The 22397-nt window shown below is 72.4% G+C and carries 21 protein-coding genes; 14 read left to right on the top strand and 7 right to left on the bottom strand.

The window, feature by feature from the left end; genetic code table 11:
* Positions 1-18: 18 nt before the first annotated feature.
* Positions 19-867 carry an alpha/beta hydrolase gene (locus tag ACFULQ_RS25675; RefSeq protein WP_383547602.1) on the bottom strand — a complete coding sequence of 283 codons (849 nt, stop codon included), beginning with the start codon at positions 865-867 and terminating at the stop codon, positions 19-21.
* Positions 868-987: 120 nt separating this feature from the next.
* Here ACFULQ_RS25675 and ACFULQ_RS25670 point away from each other — a divergent pair, with 120 nt between their 5' ends.
* The 9 genes from ACFULQ_RS25670 (at position 988) to ACFULQ_RS25630 (ending at position 10432) form a co-directional block, all read left to right on the top strand.
* Positions 988-1755 (top strand): response regulator transcription factor, encoded by a 768-nt coding sequence (locus tag ACFULQ_RS25670; protein ID WP_383547599.1) that lies wholly within the window; start codon positions 988-990, stop codon positions 1753-1755.
* A gap of 118 nt (positions 1756-1873) precedes the next feature.
* On the top strand, positions 1874-2896 hold the full coding sequence (locus ACFULQ_RS25665) for a LacI family DNA-binding transcriptional regulator (protein WP_383547596.1): 1023 nt from the start codon (positions 1874-1876) through the stop codon (positions 2894-2896).
* Between the two features lie 131 nt (positions 2897-3027).
* Positions 3028-4215 (top strand): S1C family serine protease, encoded by a 1188-nt coding sequence (locus ACFULQ_RS25660; protein ID WP_383547593.1) that lies wholly within the window; start codon positions 3028-3030, stop codon positions 4213-4215.
* A gap of 29 nt (positions 4216-4244) precedes the next feature.
* Positions 4245-4424, top strand: coding sequence for a hypothetical protein (locus ACFULQ_RS25655; RefSeq protein ID WP_383547590.1), 180 nt, complete (start codon positions 4245-4247; stop codon positions 4422-4424).
* A 99-nt stretch (positions 4425-4523) separates the two neighbouring features.
* The gene (locus tag ACFULQ_RS25650) at positions 4524-5261 is read left to right on the top strand and encodes a response regulator transcription factor (RefSeq protein ID WP_280850711.1); all 738 of its coding nucleotides are present in this window, start codon (positions 4524-4526) and stop codon (positions 5259-5261) included.
* On the top strand, positions 5258-6724 hold the full coding sequence (locus ACFULQ_RS25645; RefSeq protein WP_383547586.1) for an ATP-binding protein: 1467 nt from the start codon (positions 5258-5260) through the stop codon (positions 6722-6724). The genes ACFULQ_RS25650 and ACFULQ_RS25645 overlap by 4 nt, the downstream gene beginning before the upstream one ends.
* A 157-nt stretch (positions 6725-6881) precedes the next feature.
* On the top strand, positions 6882-7739 hold the full coding sequence (locus ACFULQ_RS25640; protein ID WP_383547583.1) for a hypothetical protein: 858 nt from the start codon (positions 6882-6884) through the stop codon (positions 7737-7739).
* A 145-nt stretch (positions 7740-7884) separates the two neighbouring features.
* Entirely contained in the window at positions 7885-9648 is a 1764-nt protein-coding gene (locus ACFULQ_RS25635; RefSeq protein ID WP_383547580.1) for an immunity 49 family protein, read from the top strand.
* Positions 9649-9784: 136 nt separating this feature from the next.
* Positions 9785-10432: a Uma2 family endonuclease gene (locus ACFULQ_RS25630; protein ID WP_383547577.1), complete on the top strand. Its 648-nt coding sequence runs from the start codon at positions 9785-9787 to the stop codon at positions 10430-10432.
* Between the two features lie 113 nt (positions 10433-10545).
* Here the strand turns inward: ACFULQ_RS25630 and ACFULQ_RS25625 are convergent, their stop codons facing one another.
* A complete protein-coding gene (locus ACFULQ_RS25625; protein WP_383547574.1) occupies positions 10546-12345 on the bottom strand; it encodes a bifunctional metallophosphatase/5'-nucleotidase in 1800 nt (599 codons plus the stop codon).
* 145 nt (positions 12346-12490) lie between these two features.
* Between ACFULQ_RS25625 and mshD the strand changes: the two genes are divergently transcribed.
* Positions 12491-13417 carry a mycothiol synthase gene (mshD, locus tag ACFULQ_RS25620; protein WP_383547571.1) on the top strand — a complete coding sequence of 309 codons (927 nt, stop codon included), beginning with the start codon at positions 12491-12493 and terminating at the stop codon, positions 13415-13417.
* A 116-nt stretch (positions 13418-13533) separates the two neighbouring features.
* Here the strand turns inward: mshD and ACFULQ_RS25615 are convergent, their stop codons facing one another.
* From ACFULQ_RS25615 to ACFULQ_RS25595, 5 genes are all read right to left on the bottom strand, one after another.
* Complete coding sequence (locus ACFULQ_RS25615) at positions 13534-14160, bottom strand: ABC transporter (protein WP_383547568.1); 627 nt, start codon at positions 14158-14160, stop codon at positions 13534-13536.
* Positions 14161-14428: 268 nt separating this feature from the next.
* The gene (locus tag ACFULQ_RS25610; protein ID WP_383547565.1) at positions 14429-15970 is read right to left on the bottom strand and encodes an ABC transporter permease; all 1542 of its coding nucleotides are present in this window, start codon (positions 15968-15970) and stop codon (positions 14429-14431) included.
* Positions 15967-16827, bottom strand: a complete 861-nt coding sequence (locus tag ACFULQ_RS25605) for an ABC transporter ATP-binding protein (protein ID WP_383547562.1) — start codon at positions 16825-16827, stop codon at positions 15967-15969. Before ACFULQ_RS25605 ends, ACFULQ_RS25610 begins: the two co-directional genes overlap by 4 nt.
* A 264-nt stretch (positions 16828-17091) precedes the next feature.
* Entirely contained in the window at positions 17092-17919 is an 828-nt protein-coding gene (locus ACFULQ_RS25600; protein WP_383547661.1) for a zf-HC2 domain-containing protein, read from the bottom strand.
* A gap of 29 nt (positions 17920-17948) precedes the next feature.
* Positions 17949-18491 carry an RNA polymerase sigma factor gene (locus ACFULQ_RS25595; RefSeq protein WP_383547559.1) on the bottom strand — a complete coding sequence of 181 codons (543 nt, stop codon included), beginning with the start codon at positions 18489-18491 and terminating at the stop codon, positions 17949-17951.
* A 328-nt stretch (positions 18492-18819) separates the two neighbouring features.
* On the opposite strand from ACFULQ_RS25595, the gene ACFULQ_RS25590 reads away from it, so the two are divergent.
* The 4 genes from ACFULQ_RS25590 to ACFULQ_RS25575 are packed head-to-tail and all read left to right on the top strand — an operon-like array spanning position 18820 to position 21822.
* Positions 18820-19212, top strand: a complete 393-nt coding sequence (locus ACFULQ_RS25590) for a GntR family transcriptional regulator (RefSeq protein ID WP_383547555.1) — start codon at positions 18820-18822, stop codon at positions 19210-19212.
* The gene (locus tag ACFULQ_RS25585; RefSeq protein WP_383547552.1) at positions 19209-20132 is read left to right on the top strand and encodes an ABC transporter ATP-binding protein; all 924 of its coding nucleotides are present in this window, start codon (positions 19209-19211) and stop codon (positions 20130-20132) included. Before ACFULQ_RS25590 ends, ACFULQ_RS25585 begins: the two co-directional genes overlap by 4 nt.
* Positions 20129-21067 (top strand): hypothetical protein, encoded by a 939-nt coding sequence (locus ACFULQ_RS25580; RefSeq protein ID WP_383547549.1) that lies wholly within the window; start codon positions 20129-20131, stop codon positions 21065-21067. Before ACFULQ_RS25585 ends, ACFULQ_RS25580 begins: the two co-directional genes overlap by 4 nt.
* Positions 21064-21822: a hypothetical protein gene (locus ACFULQ_RS25575; protein ID WP_383547546.1), complete on the top strand. Its 759-nt coding sequence runs from the start codon at positions 21064-21066 to the stop codon at positions 21820-21822. The genes ACFULQ_RS25580 and ACFULQ_RS25575 overlap by 4 nt, the downstream gene beginning before the upstream one ends.
* Positions 21823-22397: the final 575 nt, after the last annotated feature.

Raw genomic sequence — 22397 nt, 5'->3', positions numbered from 1 at the left:
TGATGTACGGGGCCCAGGCTAGCCGCCCGCTGTGACAGCCCAGTCCCCGATCCGGCCCAGCAGCTCGTCGCCGACCGCGTGCTCGGCGTGGCCCATGGGCTCGATCCACAGCTCACCGTGGTCGCCGGCGGCCTCCGCGAGCATCCGCGGGTGGTCGAGGGGGAAGTAGCCGTCGCGGTCGCCGTGGACGATCAGGAGGGGGGTGGGGGCGATCGCCGGGACCGCGTCCACCGGGGAGAGCGGGACCGGGTCCCACTCCCGGTGGTGGATGCGGGTACGGAATCCGTAGCGGCCCACCAGGCGGCCGGCGGGGCGGGTCACCAGCCAGTGCAGCCTGCGCATCGGGGCCGTACCGCGGTAGTACCAGCGGGCCGGTGCGCTGACCGAGACCACCGCGTCCGCGTGGGCGCCGCTCTCCCGCCCGTACAGCGCCGCGTGCCGCAGCACCACCGAGCCGCCCATGGAGAAGCCGACGGTCGCCACGCACGTGTGGCCGAGTTCGCGTGCCCACGCCACCGCGGCGGCCAGGTCCAGCACCTCGCGGTCACCGACCGTGGAGCGCCCGCCGGAGGCCCCGTGGCCGCGGAAGGAGAAGGTGACCACGGCGCCGTACCGGGTGAGGGCTTCCACCACCCGGCGAACATGAGGACGATCCACGTCGCCGGTGAAACCGTGCGCGATGACGAACACGAGGTCACGGGAGGGTGGCGGGGAGGCGTCGTATACGAAAGCGGGCGGATCGTATACGGAATCGATCGTCACGCCGTCGGCGCTGTGCAGAAACGTCCGTATAGGTGCGTGTCTGCGCGTCTCAGAGTGCGGACGAGCCGTGGAACGTGCCACACGACCTGCCGGATCAATGCTCATGTGGGCTATTCTCGTCGGAAGAGGACTCGGGCAACGCAGCCCCCGGGTCCTTTCGTGCTTTCGGATACCCCCCGTATACGAAAGCCGTGACCTCGCCGGGACCGAGGAGGAACCAGACGTATGAGTTCTCTGCTGCTCCTGACCAACGCCCTCCAGCCGTCGACGGAGGTGCTTCCGGCCCTCGGCCTGCTCCTGCACAACGTGCGTGTGGCTCCGGCGGAAGGCCCCGCACTCGTCGACACCCCTGGTGCCGACGTCATCCTGATCGACGGACGCCGTGACCTGCCCCAGGTGCGCAGCCTGTGCCAGCTGCTGCGCTCCACCGGGCCGGGATGTCCGCTCATCCTCGTGGTGACCGAGGGCGGCCTCGCCGCCGTCACCGCCGACTGGGGCATCGACGACGTGCTCCTCGACACCGCCGGACCGGCCGAGGTCGAGGCGCGACTGCGGCTCGCCATGGGCCGCCAGCAGATCGTCAACGACGACTCCCCCATGGAGATCCGCAACGGCGACCTGTCCGTCGACGAGGCCACCTACTCCGCGAAGCTCAAGGGCCGGGTCCTCGACCTGACCTTCAAGGAGTTCGAGCTCCTCAAGTACCTCGCCCAGCACCCGGGCCGCGTCTTCACGCGCGCGCAGCTGCTCCAGGAGGTCTGGGGCTACGACTACTTCGGCGGCACCCGAACGGTCGACGTGCACGTACGACGGCTGCGCGCCAAGCTCGGCCCCGAGCACGAGTCGCTGATCGGGACCGTCCGGAACGTCGGTTATCGATTCGTTACGCCCGAGAAGGGCGACCGGATCCCCGACGAGGCGAAGGTCAAGGCGGAACCGGCAAAGGCGGACAATGTGGACGAGAGTGTCGTCCTTGAGGACGTAGAGGCGTAGCGCGTTCCGCACCTGGGCAGGGCTCCCGTACCGACGCACGCCCGCGAGCCTCTCGCGGGGGTACAGGGACCTCCTTCACGCCCTGCCCAGAGCGGGTCCATCCGCGTAGACTCCGCGCGTGGCCAAGGTAACCAGGGATGACGTGGCAAGACTCGCGGGGACGTCCACCGCGGTGGTCAGCTATGTCATCAACAACGGACCCCGGCCGGTTGCCCCGGCCACGCGCGAGCGTGTCCTCGCCGCGATCAAGGAGCTGGGGTACCGGCCGGACCGGGTCGCCCAGGCGATGGCGTCCCGGCGCACGGATCTCATAGGCCTGATCGTGCCGGACGCGCGCCAGCCGTTCTTCGCGGAGATGGCGCACGCGGTCGAACAGGCCGCGTCCGAGCGCGGGAAGATGGTGCTCGTCGGGAACTCCGACTACATCGGCGAGCGCGAGGTCCACTATCTGCGGGCGTTCCTCGGGATGCGGGTGTCCGGGCTGATCCTGGTCTCGCACGCGCTGAACGACAACGCGGCCGCCGAGATCGAGGCCTGGGACGCCCGGGTCGTCCTGCTGCACGAACGGCCGGAGGCGATCGACGACGTCGCCGTCGTCCTCGACGACGTCACCGGCGCGAAGACCGCGGTCGAGCATCTGCTGGGCCACGGCTACCCCTACGTCGCCTGTATGGGCGGCACCGCCGAGACCCCCTCCGTCGGCGACCCGGTCTCCGACCACGTCGAGGGCTGGCGGCAGGCCATGGACGCGGCCGGGCTCCCCACCGAGGGACGGCTCTTCGAGGCGCCGTACAACCGCTACGACGCCTACCAGGTGGGCCTGGAGATCCTCGCCGGGCCGCGGCGCCCGCCCGCGATCTTCTGCTCCACCGACGACCAGGCGATCGGCCTGCTGCGGGCCGCGCGCGAGCTGCGCATCGACGTGCCGGGCGAGCTGGGGGTCATCGGCTTCGACGACATCAAGGAAGCCGCGCTCGCCGATCCGCCGATGACGACCATCGCCTCGGACCGCTCGGCGATGGCCCGGGCCGCGGTGGACCTGGTCCTGGACGACGGGCTGCGGGTGGCGGGCTCCCGTCGCGAGCGGGTGAAGGTGTTCCCCTCCCGTCTGGTCGTACGGCGGTCCTGCGGGTGCGAGTGAGTTTCTGAGGACCGTCTGAGAGCGCCTGGCCGGAGGGCCAGCGACGGCCTTATATCGGGCATACGAGGTTCTGCCGGGCTTCTCAGGGAGCACTCAGGAAGCTCTCATGGTCGCGCGACAAGCTTTTTGACATGACCGAGAGCTTCCGCCGCGACGGCGAGTACGAGCAGTACGACAACCCCCACCAGGGCGCCCAGCAGCAGCATGCTTCGTCGCCCGTGAACCCGGAGTGGCCGCCCCCGCCGACCCAGCCGCCCGCGCAGCCGGCTCCGGCCGCGCAGGACAGCCGGCCCACGACGCCGGTCCAGCAGCCGGCCGCCTTCGCCTCCGGCGGCGCGGGTTCCTACGGCGGCGACGGTTCCTACGGCGGCGACGGCAACGGTGGTGGAACCGCTCTTCTCGCCGCGCCCCCCGCCGAGCCCGCCCCCACCCCCAAGCGGCGTACCCGGGGCCCCCTCGCCCTCCTCGCCGCCGTCGCGATCGTCGCCGCGGCGATAGGCGGCGGCACCGCCTACGGCATCCAGGAGCTGACCGGCAACGACACGGTCGCCTCCAGCAGCACCAGCACCAACGTGGTGCCGTCCTCCGCCAAGGGCACGGTCGCCGGGGTCGCCAAGGCGGTCAGCCCGAGCATCGTCGAGATCAACGCCAGCTCGAACGCCGGTGAGTCCACCGGTTCCGGCGTGATCATCACCAGTGACGGCGAGATCATCACCAACAACCACGTCATCTCCGGCGCCTCCTCCATCAAGGTGAGCACCAGCGACGGCAAGACCTACACCGCGAAGGTCGTCGGCACCGACAGCAAGAAGGACCTCGCCCTGATCAAGCTGGAGAACGCCTCCGGTCTGAGCCCGGCCACCCTCGGCAACTCCGACGGCGTCCAGGTCGGCGACCAGGTCGTGGCGATCGGCTCCCCCGAGGGCCTGACCGGCACCGTCACCAGCGGCATCGTCTCCGCGCTCAACCGGGACGTCACCGTCTCCACCGACGAGGGCCAGCAGCAGGGCAACCAGGGCCAGGGCGGCGGCGGCAACGGCCAGTGGCCGTTCGAGTTCGGCGGCCAGCAGTTCAACGGCGACACCGGCTCCTCGACGACGACGTACAAGGCGATCCAGACCGACGCCTCGCTGAACCCGGGCAACTCCGGCGGCGCCCTGATCGACATGAACGGCAACATCATCGGCATCAACTCGGCGATGTACTCGGCCAGTTCGGACTCCTCGACGGCCGGCAGCGCGGGCCTCGGGTTCTCCATCCCGATCAACACCGTCAAGTCCGACCTGGCCACGCTGCGGGCCGGCGGCAGCGACAACTGAGCTTCATCCCACCCCGTAGGGAGTACGTCATGATCAAGCAGGTCTCGCACACGGTGTCCGGCACCGACCCGGCCGGGTTCGCCCTGGCCCTCGACGTGGCCCACGAACTGCACGCCCCGGTGCCGCGGGCGCCCGAGGTGGCCTCCCCGGCGGTGGCCCGCCGCGGGGCGGGCGCGGGCCGCGCCCGGCGCCGCAGTGCCGCCCGCTGACCCCGTGCCCCTCTCGCACCGGCCGGGAACCGTGCGAGGCTGAAAACGTTCACCCTTCAGCTCCCTGCCGTCCCCACCGCACCCGAGGAATCCGAAGCCATGAGCCCCGCCGAAGGCGACCGTGACCCCCAGCGCATCCTGATCGTCGACGACGAGCCGGCGGTGCGCGAAGCACTCCAGCGCAGCCTCGCCTTCGAGGGCTACGACACGGAGGTCGCCGTGGACGGGGCCGACGCCCTCGACAAGGCGACCGCGTACCGGCCCGACCTGGTCGTCCTCGACATCCAGATGCCCCGCATGGACGGGCTCACGGCGGCCCGGCGCATCCGCGGCGCGGGCGACACCACCCCCATCCTGATGCTGACGGCCCGCGACACGGTCGGCGACCGGGTGACCGGGCTCGACGCGGGCGCCGACGACTACCTGGTCAAGCCGTTCGAACTGGACGAGCTGTTCGCCCGGGTCCGGGCGCTGCTGCGGCGGTCCTCCTACGCGGCGGCGGCCGGGGCGGCGGCCGCCGAGGACGACGAGGCGCTCACCTTCGCGGACCTCCGCATGGATCTGGCGACGCGCGAGGTCACCCGGGCGGGGCGGCCGGTGGAACTGACCCGCACGGAGTTCACGCTCCTGGAGATGTTCATGGCCCACCCGCGGCAGGTGCTGACGCGGGAGCAGATCCTGAAGGCGGTCTGGGGCTTCGACTTCGAGCCGTCGTCGAACTCGCTGGACGTGTACGTGATGTACCTGCGCCGCAAGACGGAGGCGGGCGGCGAGCCGCGTCTCGTGCACACGGTGCGGGGTGTGGGGTACGTGCTCCGACAGGGCGGCGCCGAGTGAACAGGCTGCAACGCCGTTTCCGGTCCCTCCCCATCCGGTCCCGCCTGGCCCTGCTGGTGGCGGCGGCGGTGGCGTTCGCGGTGGCGGCGGTGTCGGTGACGTGCTGGTTCATCGTGCAGGGGAAGCTGTACGACCAGCTCGACGAGGATCTGCAGAACTCGGCGCGGCCACAGCAGGCGCAGGCGGTCGTGGCCACCCTCACCGAGTGCCCCCAGACGCCGGTGGAGAGCTACGGCGATTTCCGGATCCGGGACGAGGTCTACCTCCAGTTGGTGCAGGCGGACGGCAAGGCGTGCGTCTCGTCGAACTCCCTGGGCAGGGTGAAGACCACCGGCGGCGACGAGGACGTGGTCAGGAACGCGATCAGCAAAAGGGGACTCCTGCGCAACGGCACCGACTCGAAGGGCAACGCCGTACGCGTGCTGACGACACCTCTGTACGTCAGTCAGGGGCCGGGCTCGCAGCCCCAGCTCTACACCGAGGCCGCGCTCACCGTGGCCGTCCCCCTGAAGACGACCCAGTCCACCCTCAACGAACTCGCCCTCATCCTCCTCCTCGTCTCCGGCGTAGGCGTCCTCGGCGCAGGAGCCGCCGGCCTCGCCGTCGCCCGTGCCGGTCTCCGCCCCGTCGACAAGCTCACCGAGGCCGTGGAGGAAGTGGCCCGCACCGAGGACCTCAGCATCCGCATCCCCGTCGAGGACGACGCCGAGGACGAAGTCGCCCGGCTGTCGCGGTCGTTCAACTCGATGACCAGCTCCCTCGCCAACTCCCACGAACTCCAGCAGCAGCTGATCGCCGACGCCGGTCACGAGCTGCGCACCCCCCTCACCTCCCTGCGCACCAACATCGAGCTCCTCACCCGCAGCGAGGAGACCGGCCGCCCCCTCCCCGAGGCCGACCGCAAGGCCCTGCTCGCCTCGGTGAAGGCGCAGATGACCGAACTGGCCTCCCTGATCGGCGACTTGCAGGAGCTGTCCCGCTCGCAGGGCCAGCGCGGCGAACGCGTGCAGGTGGTCTCCCTGGAGGACACCGTCGAGGCGGCCCTGCGCCGGGCGCGGCTGCGCGGACCCGAGCTGACCATCAACGCCTCGCTGGAGCCCTGGTACACCCGGGCCGAGCCGTCCGCGCTGGAGCGGGCCGTCGTCAACATCCTCGACAACGCGGTGAAGTTCAGCCCCGAGGCCGGCACCATCGAGGTCCGGCTCAGCGAAGGCGTCCTCACCGTCCGCGACCACGGCCCCGGCATCCCCGCCGAGGAACTCCCGCACGTCTTCGACCGCTTCTGGCGCTCCCCGTCGGCCCGCGCACTGCCCGGCTCCGGCCTCGGTCTGTCCATCGTGGCCCGCACGGTCGAGCAGGCCGGCGGTCAGGTCGCCCTGGACCACGCGGACGGCGGCGGCACCATCGCGACCGTACGGCTGCCGGGGGCCCCGATCCCCCCACCGGAGAGCCCGGCCCCGTAACCGGGCAAAGGACGACAACAGCGGTCCGCCCGCTGTCAATGTCCTGTCATCCCTCCCGCGATCTCGACCCTACTCACGGGTTCTCTGCCATCTTCCAGGGCTGTCAGACAGGTGCCCCACGCATCTGTGCTCAGCACTCGGGAGTGAGCCAACCCCCATGCGACTCATCCGTACGTCACCTCTGAAGAGAACAGCCCTCGCCGCCGCCTCCGCCGCCCTCGCGCTGGCCGGTGTGCTGGCCGGCTCGGGGACCGCGCAGGCCGCCGGTCCCGGCGGGGCCCAGAACGTCCGGGGCGTGGACCCCGGGAACACCGACGTCATGCTGGACCGGCTGTGCGGCCAGGAGACCAGCCTGACCGGGGTGTACGGCGCGCTCAACGTCGACACCGGCGAGTTCAAGACGCGGGACGAGTACCTGCGGGACGTGGTCGGGCTGTGGGTCCCCGCCGGGCCGTGGGAGCTGTTCCGCGGCTGGTGCGGGTACGCCCAGGCCTCGACCTGGTCGGTGAAGGGCGAGCCGGTGCGCACCTCGGAGTGGACCGGCAACCACGGCACGACCGAGGACAAGGTGACCTTCGTCAGCGGCTACAGCACCAAGACCTTCGCGAAGAAGAGCGTCGGCGCCAACATCAGCCTCTCGCTGGCCAAGAGCATCTTCTCCGGCAGCCTGGGCGGCAGCGCCGGCTACGAGTGGGGCTGGGAGAAGACCTCGTCCTTCGAGCGGCGCAGCGAGAAGTCGATACCGCCGTGCACCCAGGTGGCGACCACCTGGACGCCGTACCAGCGGGTGGTCCGCGTGAACCCGGTGTTCTACGTCGAGGACTACCAGTGGAACAAGGGCGACGGCGAGGTCACCACGCACACCTGGCGCGGCCGGGACGCGAGCTGGAAGACCGTCTACTCGTACGGCTACTACATCGACGGCGTCTCCGACAAGCTCCTGCCCAACGGCCAGCCGGACGGCCGTGAGGACAAGTGGCAGGAGAACCTCGACCCGAAGTCCTGCGCCAAGTAGGCGACTTCGCGCGGCGACGTTCCGTGCTCGCGGTCTGGCCCCCGAGCCCTTCCTGACCTGCCGGTCTCCACACCTTCACGCCTCTGTCAGACCCTCGATCTACGCTGGTTTCCGTAGATCGAGGGGTCCGACGGGGGAGCGGGACATGGTGCGTATCGAGAGGCATCGGGTCGGTGAGGCGGCCGTCTCGGCGGTGCGGGAGGACTTCGCGAACAGGATCGGTTCGCAGGTCCACTCCCTGGCCAAGGCCGGCCCGGTGACGGCGTGGGAGTGGCGGCTGATCTCCCAGGAGTTCGTCGAGTACCTCGGCGCGCTCTCGGTGCGGACACCCGACCTGCGCTCCCCCGAGGCGAAGGCGGTCCTGGAGGACGCGGCGGAGGCGGCGGCCGGCGCGGTGGCCTACGCGGCGTACTTCCCGCGCGACCACTTCGAGGTCTTCCTCACCTACCCGAACTGGGGCATCGTCTACGACCGCGAACCCGGCGGCACCCCCGAGCCGGTCTCGGCGGACACCTGGCTGGACGCCTTCTGCCTTGCGATCCTCGTCGAGAAGACCCAATGGCACGGCGAGGCCTTTCACTTCGCCCGCGAGGCAGCTCAACAGGGCCGCTCGGGGCGGCCCGACGCCGAGCTGATCAACGGCTTCATGGCGTACGTCGTCGGCGACACCGCCGACGAGGACACCACCTTTCCGCCCTCACCCGAGCAGAGGCTCACCGCGCTCGACGCGGCACTCGACCGGGTCCGGGCCCTCGCCGCGGGGACCGGCGCACAGCTCGCCGAGGAGCCGTACGGCATCGGGCTCCAGGCGCTGCGCGCGCTCGCCGCGGGCGACCGGGAGGGGTTCGGCGACGCGGTCGTACGACTGCTGCGGCCGCTGTCCGAGACCTCCGGGCCCGGAGCGCGGCCGGGCAGTCTGCTCCCACTGCTGCCGATCGCGCTGACGGCGCTGGCGTACCGGCACCAGGGGTGGCCGCCGGCCGCCGACAGCGACTATCTGCCGGACGCGCTGATCACCGGCTTCGCGGCCGCGCCGCCCCGGGTGGGCCCCTACGGCCGGGACCGGCGTCCGGACGCGGTGGCCGAACTCGCCGCCGGGGTGGTGGAGTTCGGGCGGGCGCCGATGCCGCGGCCGCTGGATCCGGACAGCGAGGAGCAGTTCGAGCGGTACACGCGGGACGCCGTCACACCGGGGCCGGGCAAGTCGCTGGACACCTTCGAGCTGGCGTACGCCGTCATCTACCAGGAGCTGCTCTTCAAGGCCCGCGCCGGGCAGGCGGCCGACGCGAGCGACGCCCAGCTGGAGAACCTGCGGCTGGCCGCCGAGCTGGCGGCGGCGCTGTTCCGGACCACGCTGGCGGAGCCGGGGACCGAGGTGGCGGTGACGATCGACGGGGCGACCGTGACGTTCCCCGCCTGCCGGGACGAGGACGCGGGGGCGGGGGCGTGGCACCGGGCGGTGCACCTCGCGCTGATCACGGGCCGGCGGGAGCATCTGGCGCCGCTGGTGCTGGCGGGGCCGGAGCGGGTCGGGCCGGACCGGTCCCTGACGGCCTCCTACCGGCGGGCGCTGCACGCGTATCTGCGCGGCGAGGATCCCGAGCCGGCCACGGACCAGGCGCTGCGGGACGCCGAGAAGGCCCGTGACCAGGGGGTCCTGCCGCCGCCCGCGGTCCTGTTCTCCCAGTTGGTGGAGGGCGACGCGGAGAGCTTCAACCTGGCCCTCCTGGACGCGCTCGCGACCCACCGCGACCACTACGCCGTCGCGGACCGCGCGACCACCCCCGACGCCGCCCTCACCGTCGACCTACTGGCCCTGACCTGCCATGCCCGCCGAAGGGGCTGGGAGATCAGGGTCCGATCGCCGTACCTGCCGGACCGGATCCTGAGAGCGGCGGAGCCGTTCTGATCCCGGACGGGTGACCCTCGCTCGAACGGGTGAACCGGGGTCGTTCCCGCTGGTCAGCCATACGGCCCTGCCTAGCGTGATCGCGTTGCTTGTGCCCCGCCCACACCCAGCCCACACTTGATGAGGAGGTGCCCCCTTGACCGCTCTCGCGCACGAGAGGCCTAAGACCATGTCCGAGGCTCAGCCTGATTTCCTGAACGGACCCGACCTGGACGAGGTCCTGTGGCAGGCATGGAAGGCCATGGAACTCCCCGAGGGCTACCGCGCTGAGATCATCGAGGGAGCCATCGAGGTGTCGCCGACCGGTCGTGTGTCCCATGCCCAGATCGCCAATCGTCTGCGCCGGGCGCTGGACAAGTTCCTGGACGGCAGCGAGTACGCCTGTCACCAGGACACCAATGTCGTGCACAAACGAAGGGGTTGGATCCCGGACGCCTTCGTCGCTCCGGAAGACCTGGAGCCTTACGCGGACGAGGACGGCGTGGGCGTCAACGCCAAGGTGCTCCAGCTGGTCGTCGAGGTCGTCTCCCCCGGCAACCGCAACCAGGACCGCGACCGGGTCAAGAAGCGCCGCGAGTACGCCCGCGCCGGCATCCCCGTGTACGTCCTCATCGACGACCACGACGGTCAGGGCGCCGTCACCCTTTTCACCGGCCCGCGTCCCGACAAGGCCGACTGGGAGGACATCCACCGTGTTCCCTACGGCACCGAGGTCACCATTCCCGAAGGCCCCGCCAAGGGCTTCGTGATCGGTGAGGCGATCACCGGCCCGAGGCGGGACTGACGGGGCAGGGTCACGGACGGAGGCGGCTGAGACGGCCGCTCTCACCGCGAAGCGGCCCCGCCGAGGGCGCCGGCGACTGCGGCGGTGGTTCGGCGGGGCCGTCAGTTCACGGGCTACTTGACGACCGTGATCCGGTTCGCCGCCGGCGGTGTGATCGGGGTGGTCGCCGAGGAGTTGGCCGTGAGGTAGTCCACCAGCGCGGCCAGGTCGTCGCCGCCGACGAGGTCGTTGGTGCCCTGGCCCAGGGTGGTGAAGCCGTCACCGCCGCCCGCGAGGAAGCTGTTGGTCGCGACACGGTAGGTGGCCGCCGGGTCGATGGCCGTGCCGTCCAGCTTCACCGAGTCGACGACGATCCGGTCCGCACCGCTCTTCGTCAGGTCGAGCGTGTACGTGAGACCGGAGGACGGCTGAAGGATCTTCGGCGAGGCCGCGTTCGACCCGCTCACCTGCTCCTGGAGCACCTTGATCAGCTGGGCACCGGTGAAGTCCTGGAGGTTCACGGTGTTGGAGAAGGGCTGCACGATGAAGCCCTCGGCGTAGGTCACCACGCCGTCGCCCTCGGTCCCCTTGGCCGCGTAGGTGAGGCCCGCGCGGACCCCGCCCGGGTTCATCAGCGCGAGGTCGGTCCCGGCGTCGAGCTTCCTGCCGTAGGCGAGTTGGGCGTCGGCGATCAGGTCACCCATGGGCGACTCGGTGCCGGTGTTCGGGACGTCGGCGGAGATGTACCCGATCGCCCGGTTGCCGATGGGCGCCGCGAGCGTGTTCCACTTGCCGATCAGCTCGGTCATGTCCGGCGCCTTGGGGACGGTCCGGGTGACCACGTGGTTCGCCGACTTGACGGACGTACGGGCGATGTCGCCGGTGAAGCGGTCGTACGTCAGCGTGGTGTCCGTGTAGAGACGGCCGAAGGAGGCGGCCGAGGTGACCATGCGGGGTCTGCCCGAGGGGTCGGGGATCGTGCACACGTACGCGGCGTGGGTGTGGCCGGTGACCAGCGCGTCCACGGACGGCGAGATGTTCTTCGCGATGTCGACGATCGGGCCGGAGATGCCGTCGCCCGGGCCCGGGGAGTCGCAGTTGTAGTTGTAGGAGCCCGAGGCCGGCTGGCCGCCCTCGTGGATGAGGGCCACGATCGACTTCACGCCCTGCTTCTGGAGCACACGGGCGTACTTGTTGATCGTCTCGACCTCGTCCTTGAACTTCAGCCCCTTGACGCCCTCGGCGGAGACGACACCCGGGGTGTCCTCCAGCGTGACGCCGATGAAGCCGATCTTGACGTCCTTCTTCTTCCACACCCAGTACGGCTTGAGGATCGGCCGACCGGTCTTCTCGTTCAGGACGTTGGCCGCGAGGTAGGGGAAGTCGGCGCCCTCGAACGTCTTGTCCGTGTAGCAGCCGGCGGTGGGGTGGCAGCCGCCGTTCTGGAGCCGGCCGAGCTCGACCGCGCCCTCGTCGAACTCGTGGTTGCCGACGCTCGTCACGTCCAGGTCGAGCTTGTTGAGCGCCTCGATGGTCGGCTCGTCGTGGAAGAGACCCGAGATGAGGGGCGAGGCGCCGACCATGTCACCACCGGCGGCGGTGACGGAGTACGCGTTCCCCTTGCGCGCCTCCCGCAGATGGGTGGCGAGGTACTCGACACCGCCGGCGTCGATGGTCTTCGTGGTCCCGTCGGCCTGGAGCTCGGTGACCCGGCCGGAGGAGCCGGACGGCGGTTCCAGGTTGCCGTGCAGGTCGTTGAAGGACAGCAGCTGGACGTCCTGGTAGCGGCTGGGCAGCGGCTTGCCGTGCGAGCCGTCGTGCGCGCCGGCGGGCAGCGCGGCGGCGAGGGCGCCGACGGTGGCGAGACCGGCGGCCGCGGCCAGGAGTCGGTACGTACGTCTGTGGCGCGGTTGCTGCTGGGACATGGCTGGCATACGCCCCCCTGAGATCCGGATGTGAAAGTGGCCCCGTCCGGCGCAGCCTAGGGTCAACGCGCGTAGCGCAACAGAGGTTTCGTGGTTACATCCTGGTTGCTTCTTTGCCGCCGCTTTGCCCGGACCTCCCCTTACCCTCGTAGCCATGACCAGCGACGACATCGCACACCCCGGCATCGCCCGTTCCATCGAGACCCTTTCGGCGCTCTCGCCGGACCAGACCGAGGCCGTTCTCGCGCTCCTCGCCGAGGCCGCGCGGGCCGACGGCCAGCAGGCGGTGTCCGAGCAGGGCCGGCTGCAACTGCGGGGCGGCGCGCGCGAGGGCGTGTCCCATCTGCTGCTGTACGTCGGCGACGAACTGGCCGGCTACGCGCAGTTGGAGGACACCGACCCGGTGGAGGCGCCGGCCGCGGAGCTGGTCGTCCACCCTTCCCACCGCGGCCACGGCCACGGCCGCGCACTGGGCTCCGCCCTCCTCGCCGCCTCCGGCAAGCGGCTGCGGGTGTGGGCCCACGGCGGCCGCAGCGCCGCCCGGCATCTCGCCCAGGTCCTCGGCCTGACCCTCTTCCGTGAGCTACGGCAGATGCGGCGCCCCCTGGCCGGCCTGGAGCTGCCCGACCCGGTGCTGCCCGCCGACGTGACGGTCCGTGCCTTCGTGCCCGGCGAGGACGACGCCGACTGGCTCGCGGTGAACGCGGCCGCGTTCGCCCACCATCCGGAACAGGGCTCCTTGACCCAGCGCGACCTCGACGACCGCAAGGCGGAGCCCTGGTTCGACCCGGCGGGCTTCTTCCTGGCCTTCCGCGGCGACGAACTCGTCGGCTTCCACTGGACCAAGGTCCACACGGCCGAACAACTCGGCGAGGTCTACGTCCTGGGCGTCCGCCCCGGCACCCAGGGCGGCGGCCTCGGCAAGGCCCTCACCACGATCGGGCTCCGCCATCTCGCGGACAAGGGCCTGCCCACGGCGATGCTGTACGTCGACGCCGACAACCAGGCGGCGGTGTCGGTCTACGAACGGCTCGGTTTCACGACGTACGAGACGGACCTGATGTACCGCACGGAGACGTGAGCCGGCTGCGGCTGAGCGAACCGGTGACGCTGGAGGTACTGCTGAGGGACGAGCACGGCATGGCCGTCGGCCTGAGCATCTGAGTGCGCGTCACCCCGGGCGCCCCTCAGCCCCGTTCACGACACCGCGCGTCTCCACCGCAGGCCGCGCACCGGTTCCGGTGCACAGGCCGCTCCCATCAGGACCGCGGTCGTCAGGACCACGGCCCACCGCACATGTGCCGCCGCCCAGGCGGGATCCCCGGGCGGGACGAACAGGTCCCAGCGGGACGGGATCAGGGCCGGGGCGAGGAGGGCGAGGGTCAGCAGGCCCGCGGCCACCGAGGGACCCGGCTCGGGCTCCTGCGTGAAGCGGACGGCCGCGGTCGCGGCGGCCAGGGCGAGGGCGACCGTGGCCCCGGCCTCCAGGGTGACCGGGCCGAGCGGGGGGCGGGCCCCCGCCGGTACGAGGAGCAGCGCGGCCGTCCACCACACCGCGGCGACCGGGGCCACCAGCGCGACGCGCAGTCCCGTCCGGGCCCAACGCCGGGTGGGTACGGGGGTGGTGAGCTGCCGGGCCGGATCGTCCAGGAGGAAGGCCAGCCCGAGCGCGAAGACGAGCGCGGCGGCCCGCAGCAGGTTGAGCCCGAGCCATGGGTCCACCTCCCCGGAGAGCCACCGCGGCACCCCGACGACCAGCAGCCCGCCGACCGCACCGGCACCGACCGCCCGCCAGGGCAGCAGGCGCCCCACAGCCACGACCAACCCCCGCCTCACCCCGAACCCCCGCCACCGCGCGCCGCCGACCGCATCCCGGCGAACCGTCCGCGCCGCCGGCCGGCCGTCCTCGACCACGGCCACCCGCCGAGCCTCCCGGCCCGTCCGACCCCGCGCCCCGTCCTCGACCACCGGCGCTCCCCCGGCCCCGCTCCCGTCCACAATCCGCCGAACTCCCCGCCACCGCCCCCCAGTCGCCGCATCCCCACGGCCCGTCCGAGCCCGCTCCCCCGCGCGCCCCCGCTCACCTCGTCCGTCACTCCTCGGCACAGTCCTTCGCCCCCTTCGGCTCCTTGACCCCCAGCAGTTGTGCCACCCGGGTCGTGGTGACCCCGGGTGCCGTCAGGGCGTTCCAGTTCCGCTTCACGGTTGCCGTCATCTCGGCACGGGGGCGGTCCAGCAGGTGTCGTACGACCTCGGTCTGGGCCGCCGACATGGACAGTCCGTCGGTCGGGGCGAGGACGTAGGCCGAGCCGGTGACGCTGTCGTCGAGGCGGACGTCCGCGAAGTCGGCCAGCGGGTGGGCGGACCCGCCCAGGACGAGCCACATCACGGTGACCACCCGCCCGTCGCACAGCTCACCGCCCTTCGACTCGACCCCGGTGACCAGCACGGACGCCACCCCGACCGCGAACTCGGGAACCCGGTTGCCACCCCAGCGCGCACCCACGGTCACCTGCCCCGGCGTGGTGAGCGGAGAGATCGCCGAGTCGACGCTGAGGCCGTACCGTGCCTCGATCCGCTGCCGTACGAGAAGGGGCTGCCGGGCCGCCATACCCCCGGCCTGGGACCGGACGCGGTCCACGACCTGTGCCCAGTCGTCCGCCCGGCCGGTCCACTCGGGGAAGGCGCAGTACGTCGAGCCGGCCCGCTCCACGCACGACTGGTCCCGCTGCGGGGCGACCGAGGCCCGCTCCCGCGCCGCCGCCAACTCCGGTGACACGCCCGCGGACTGGGCCACCGCCCCGACCAGCGTCAGCACCAGCGCCCCCGCCGCGCCGATCTGCACATACCGCCCGCGGCCCCCGCTCGCCAGCACCGCGCCGAGCGCCAACAGCAGGATCAGGCCCGCCAGATACAGCGCGTGCCAGGCGGCCGGGCGGCCGATGAGGTCCGAGGGGAAGACCGTGGCGCCGCTCACCTCGTCCACGATCGGCGACAGCCACCGCGACCACTGCGCACCGCCGGTGCCCACGGAGACGAACACGCTCAGGACGAAGAGGCCGACCACGGCGACCGGCGCCGCGAACACGCTCGGCACCAGCCGGGCGAGCAGCACCCCGAGTGCCCCGCACAGCAGCACGTACAGCGGGCCGACGGCCAGTTCGGCCGGCGAGCCATGGCCCGCCGCACCGGGCCTGAGGGCCTGCCGGGTGAACTCCCCGAGCACGACCACCGCGGTGAGGACCGCGTAGGGCACCACCGACAGCACGTGCGCGACCGTCCGCCGCCACGGCTCCATGACCAGCACGTCGAACTGCCGGTCGGTGCCGCGCCGGCGGGAGCGCAGTGTGCACCGGTTGACGCACACGAACAGGGCGATCCCCAGCAGCAGGGGCCCGGTCTGGGTGTTCCGGTCGACGTCCTGGAGGGCCGGGAAGGCGTCCATGCCGTCCTTGGACCGGAACAGCGTCCAGGCGGTCAGGCCGATGTACAGCAGCAGGGTCGCCGCGACCGGGAGGTAGCGCAGCAGGTCCCGCGCCTCGAAGCGGGCGAGCGCGATCACGGCCGCCCACGAGCGCCGCGGATCCGCTTCGGTTACGGCGGTGTCGGCCGCCGTCTTCGTCAGCACACTCACGCCGCCGCCTCCGCGCTCACGTCGTCCAGGGTGAGCAAGTAGCCGTCCTCCAGGGTCGGTTCGAGGAGCTCGGCGTCCGCGGGCGGGTCGCCGACGTTGCGGAAGGAGCCGGTGCCGGTGCGCCAGCCCGCCTTCGCGCCCGGGGCGCGTTCCGTGCTGCTCCACACCCGGCCGGCCGCGCGGGCGGTCAGTTCGGCGGGGGTGCCCTCGAAGAGGATGCGGCCGCGGGCCATGACCAGGACGCGGTTGCAGAGCATCGCCACGTCCTCGGTCTGATGGGTGGACAGCAGGACCGTCCGGCCCTCTCCGGCCCGGGCGATCAACTCCCGGAACCGCATGCGCTGTTCGGGGTCGAGGCCGACGGTCGGCTCGTCCAGGACGAGGAAGCCGGGGTCACCGACGAGCGCGGCGGCCAGCGCGACCCGCTGCCGCATCCCGCCGGACAGCTTCTTGATGCGCTTGCCGCGTACGTCCCCCAGGTCGACCTCCTCCAGCACGCGGCGCACCTCGCGGTGGCGTGCGGAGCGGTCGGTGAGTTCCTTGAGGATCGCCACGTAGTCGACGAACTCGAAGGCGCTGAAGTCCGGGTGCAGGCCCGGGGTCTGGGGCAGATAGCCGAGCGAGCGGCGGACCTGGTGGCGGCCGCGCGAGCTGCCGGGGTCGTGGCCGAGCACGGTGAAGGAGCCCTGGTCGGCGGGCACGGCGGTGGCGAGCACCCGGAGCAGCGTGGTCTTCCCGGCGCCGTTGGGCCCGAGCAGCCCGGTCACGCCGGGCGTGAGCCGCAGCGACACGTCGTCGAGGGCGCGGGTGCCGCCGTACCGGAGGCTGAGCCCCGAGGCGGAGACGGTGGTGGTCATACGACGCTCCCGTGGCTGTCGGTCATGCGGTCCCCCTGAGTGAAGGCGGCCATGCGGTCGCCGTGAGTGAAGGCGGCCGAGCGGTCGCCGCGATCGAAGTCGGTCATGCGGTATCGAAGTCGGTCATGCGGTCGCCGGGATCGGAGTCGCCGGCACGCCACGGTCGGCCCGCCGCACACCGCATGCGGCGGCCCCCGTGGCCGCGCCCGTAAGCGCCCCGACCCGCCCCGCCGAACCCCGCCGTCCGGCGCCCCCGGCCCGCCGTCACTCCGCACCCCCGTTGAAGAGGTCGAAGCGGTCACGGAGCAGGAAGAGCAGTCCGGCGGCGAGCGTGGCGACGGCCGCGGCCACGCCCTGGCCGGCCGCGGTGAACGGTGCGAGCGAACCGGCGTCCTGCTGCCGCGCGGCCTCCGCGGCCAGCAGGACGGCGACCCAGGCGCCGCCGACCAGGGACGGCGCGAGGACCGGCCCGAGCCGTGGGGTGAGGGCGAGGCCGGTCGCGGTGAGCGCGAGCGCGGGCAGCAGCCAGGCGAGCGCGCGCAGCCCGTAGCCGGGCAGGGCGAGGGTGGCCAGGCCGTTGAGGCCGAGACCCGCGGCCAGCACGGCGAGCGTGCGGATCATCAGCAGCCGGAAGCCGTGCAGGGGCGCGACGACGGCCATCTCGTACGTCGGGTCGAGCGCCGGGCCGTAGGACAGCGAGACGCCGGCCAGGGGCAGCAGCGGGGCGAGGACCAGGAACAGGGTCGGTGAGCCGGCCGTGTGCACCACGCCCACGGTGGCCAGCAGCAGGAACACCACGGCGGCCAGCCAGGACCGCCGCAGCACCGGGGTGGCCGCGAGCAGCCGCGCGGTGTGGTCGGCGACCCCGACCCGGGTCAGCAGTGACTCGAGCCGGCCCGGCCGGGGCGCGTCCAGCTCGGCGTCCAGCCGCTCCCAGCCGGCGTCCAGCGCGACCGGGTCGGTGACGCCGGCCAGTGCCGCCCGGCACTCGGCGCAGGCGGTCAGGTGGGTGTCGGCGGACCAGAGCAGGGGGGCCGTCAACTCGCCCTGGGCGTACGCCCGTAGATCTTCCTCGGCCACATGCCAGGTCATGCCGCCACCTCCCTCGGGGGTGTTCGTGCTCATGCCAGTGCCTCCCGCAGCTGCTTGCGGGCCCGCATCGCCCGGGTCTTGACGGTGCCGGCCGGGATGCCCAGCAGGACGGCGGCCTCGCGGGTGGTCAGCCCGTCGATGACCGTCGCCTGAAGGACCGCCCGCAGCTCCGGCGAGAGCCGGACGAGGGCGCCGGCGAGGTCCCCGTGCTCCACCCCCGCGAGCACGCGTTCCTCCGCGGACTCCTCGTCGCGGTGCCGGATCCGGGACAGGGCCTGCCTGAGCCGCCCCCGCGCCCCGTCACCGCGCAGCGCGTCGATGAGCCGCCGCGACCCGATCCGCCACAGCCACCCGGCCACGTCGCCCTCCTCGCGGTACTTGGCGGTCCCCCGCCACACCGCGAGGAAGGTCTCCTGCACGACGTCGTCGACCAGGCCCGGATCGGCGCACCGGCCGCGCAGCCGGGCCAGCAGCCAGGGTGCGTAGCGCCGGTACAGCTCCTCGAAGGCACGCCGGTCCCCGTCCGCGGCGATGGCCCGCAGCAGCTCCCCGTCGCTTCTCGTTTCCCTCACACCCCTTCATCGCACGACCCCCACAGACCGGTTCACGCGGCTCCCGAAAAAACCACAGCGAGCCCGGTGAAGGCGAGCGCGGGGTGCTGAGGGCGAGTCCCAGCGGCGGGGCGGCGACGGTGGCCGGGCCGAGGTGGAAGTACAGGGCGCGGGGCTGGATTCCGGCGATCAGCAGGTTGCCGCGGGCGGACCACAGCTGGTGGTACAGCCGGGCGAGCAGGGTCGTGCCCGCGAAACAACGAAGGCGGCCGGTACCGCGACGCTTGACTTTCCCGGACCCCTTCCACCACCCTTTCACTACTCAATTAGTGAAAGGGTGGTTGTCCGCGTGGTCGAGTACCGCATCGACCGGCGCTCCGGCGTCGCCACCTACGTGCAGATCGTCCAGCAGACCAAGCAGGCCCTGCGACTGGGCCTCCTCGAACCCGGCGACAGGCTCCCCACCGCCCGCGAGGTCGTGGAGGCCACCGCCATCAACCCGAACACCGTGCTCAAGGCGTACCGCGAACTGGAGCGGGAGGGCCTGGTCGAGGCCCGCCGCGGTCTCGGCACCTTCGTCCGCCGCACCCTCGGCGCCGCTGCCCAGGCCGCCGACACCCCCCTGCGCGCCGAGCTCGACGACTGGGCCGAGCGCGCCCGGTCGGCGGGCCTGGGGCGCGAGGACGTCGACGCGCTCCTCACCGCCGTACTCGATGAACACTTCCCGAAGGGGGACCAGTGAGCTCCACCAGCACCGCCCCGGCCGTCGCCCTGGAGGCGTGCGGCCTGGCCAAGCGGTACGGCAGACGCGGCGCCGCCCTCGACGGCTGCTCCTTCCGGCTGCCCGCGGGCCGCATCAGCGCACTGGTCGGACCCAACGGCGCCGGGAAGTCCACCCTCCTCGCGATCGCCGCCGGCCTGCTGCGGCCCACCTCCGGCACGCTCACCGTCCTCGGCGCGGCGCCCGGCGAGACCCGCGACCGGGTCGCCTACCTCGCCCAGAACAAGCCGCTCTACCCCCAGCTGACCATCGCCGAGACCCTGCGGATGGGCGCCGAGCTCAACCCGGCCCGCTGGGACGCCGCCCGCGCGGCCCGGATCGTCCAGCAGGGCGACCTCGATCCGAAGTCCCGGATCCGCCGTCTCTCCGGCGGCCAGCGCACCCGCGTCGCACTCGCCCTCGCGCTCGGCAAGCGGCCCGAGCTGATGCTCCTCGACGAGCCGATGGCCGACCTCGACCCGCTCGCCCGGCACGAACTGATGGGCACCCTGATGGCGGACGCCGCCGAGCACGGCACCACCGTGCTGATGTCCTCGCACATCGTCGCCGAGCTCGCCGACGCCTGCGACCACCTGCTGCTCCTGGGCGGCGGCCGGATCCGGCTCGGCGGCGGCATCGACGACCTGCTCGCCGCCCACACCGTGGTGACCGGCCGCGGCACCCCCGACGACCTCACGAGGAGCGGCCACACCGTGATCGAGTCCCGTACGGCGGGCCGCGGCCTGACCGCCCTGATCCGCCGGGACGGCCCGGTCGGCGAGGGCTGGGCGACCGAGGACCCCTCGCTGGAGGAGCTGTTGCTCGCCCACCTGCGCGCCCCCGACGCCCCGGCCCTGCTCACCCCGGGCACCACGGCGGCCCCCGAGGCGGTGACGGCATGACCACGACGACCCCCTCGATCGGGACGGCCCCGCAGACCGTACGACCGGCACCGCGCGGCCTGGTCCGCACGGTCCTGCGGCTGCACCGCACCGCCCTGTGGATCTGGCTCGCGTTCACGGCCGGCACCGCGGGTCTGCTGCTCTGGCTCCTCGGCCCCGGCGCCGACACCGCCCGGCACGCGCTGGAGACCTACGGCTACTCCGGGCTCCTCATGGCGACGGGCTCGGCGGACGAGTACAGCAGCCGGTTCGCCTACCCCGACACCCTGCTCACCCTGGGCTCCTTCGCCGTCGCCCTGTTCGCCGGCGGCCCGCTGACCGCCCGGGAACTGGAGAGCGGCACCGCCCAGCTGGCCTGGACCCAGTCGGTGTCCCCGGCCCGCTGGCTCGCGGTGAAGCTCGCGGTACCGGCCGCCTTCGTCGTCGTGGGCACGACTTTGCTCACCCTGCTGTACCACCAGCTCTGGTCCGCCCACGCCAACCTGCTGATCGCCGGCATCCAGCCCCGCGCCCTGTACTTCCACCTCGGCCCGGCCACCGTCGCCGCCCCGCTGCTGGGACTCGCCCTCGGGGCCCTGATCGGCCTCGCGGTCCGCCGCACCCTGCCCGCGCTGGCCTTCAGCGGGTTCGCCTCCTTCCTCGTCTACGCCTTCCGCGGCAACCACTGGCCCTTCCAGGGCCGCTACGAGCAGCCCGAACTGCACTCCCGCAGCTGGGCGATCACCTCCGACGGCGCCCGGGTCGGCGACCCGGGCTGCTACGACGACAAGGCCTGCCTCGCGAAGCACGACATCGTCCGTTTCGGCCGCGAGTACCTGCCCTCTCCCGACTACTGGCCCCGCCAGCTCCTGGAGACCGGCGTCCTGCTCGCCCTGACCGCCGTGGCCGTCGCCCTCGCGTTCGGCCTCCTGCGCAGGCGGGCGGCGGCCGGATGAGCGCGCCGGCCCTGCCCCGGCGGGGGCTCCCCCGGACCCTGCTGCGGCTGCACCGCACGGCGCTGATCGTGTGGGCCGCGTTCGTGCTCGGCTCGGTGGGCTACCTGGTGTGGCTGACCGAGGCCGGCGCCGACTCCGCGTACGCGAGCCTGGACGCCTGTCCCAGGGGCCGAGCCTGCGAGCTCGGGGCCTCGTACACCTACGACATGTCGATGGGCTGGATCAGCACCTTCATGTACTACAGCTACTGGGCGGTGGCCGCCTGGGCGGGTGGTGCGCTGATCGGCCGCGAGCTGGAGAGCGGCACCGCGCGGCTCGCCTGGTCGCAGTCCGTGTCGCCGGCCCGCTGGCTGGCCGCCAAGCTGGCGCTGCCCGCGGCGGCGCTGGTCCTCGGCGGGGCGGTGTTCGTGCCGGTCTACCGCTGGGCCTGGTCGGCACACCGGGACCTGAGGGGGGATTCCCTGATCTTCAACGACGTGTTCGCCGACCACGGCCCGCTGGTGGTGGCGTACGGCCTGTGCGCCCTCGCCGTCGGCACCCTCACCGGCCTCCTGCTGGCCCGCCCGCTCCCCGCCCTGGCCCTGGCGATCACCCTGACGACCGTCCTGAACCGCACCCTGGAGCACAACCGCCCCGACCCGTTGCCCACCTCCGCCTTCTGGCCGACCCACCTCACCGAAACGGCCACCGTCCTCACCATCACAGCCCTGGCAACAGCAACAGCCTTCTGGCACCTGCACCGCAGCACTCCCTGACCTTCGGGCCGCGCGGGCGAAGTCCTCGGCACGGTCGGCGAGCACGGCGGCGAACCGGTGCAGGGCGTCGGACCGCGCCCTGGGCCCGCCGCCCCCACACAGCCCTCCACCCCGTGTGCGGCACGCTCATCCTCCGAGCGCGGAACCCCACGCCCCGTGTGCGCCCCGTTCCACCTCCGGGTGGAAGGCCCCCACTCCGGGTGCGCCCCATTCCACCCCCGGGTTCAACGCCCACCGCCCCAGGCGCACAGCCCACCGCCACGATGCGCAACACCCGCCCCCAGGCGCGCCCCCTCCGCCACGCGCACACCCCTGACCGCCTCCGAGCACCACGCTCCCCGCCCTCAGGCACACCACCCACCACCACGAGCACGCCCCTCCCCACCCGCTCAAGCACCCCACCCACCGCCCCAAACACCCCGCTCCACCACAGGCACGCCCCTCCCCACCCCGGACTGCGCCACCCCCACCCCCACGACCCCTCCCCCCGCAGTCGCGGCGCGATTTCCCTAACGCCATGTCGCCGTAACCGTTGGTTCAGACAGGCTTGCGAGGCTCAGTGGATGAAGCCCGTC

This window comes from Streptomyces sp. NPDC057253 (assembly GCF_042669125.1).
GTDB lineage: Bacteria > Actinomycetota > Actinomycetes > Streptomycetales > Streptomycetaceae > Streptomyces.
The sequence above is the reverse complement of the archived record's forward strand: the minus strand, read 5'-3'. Positions and strand labels throughout refer to the sequence as shown.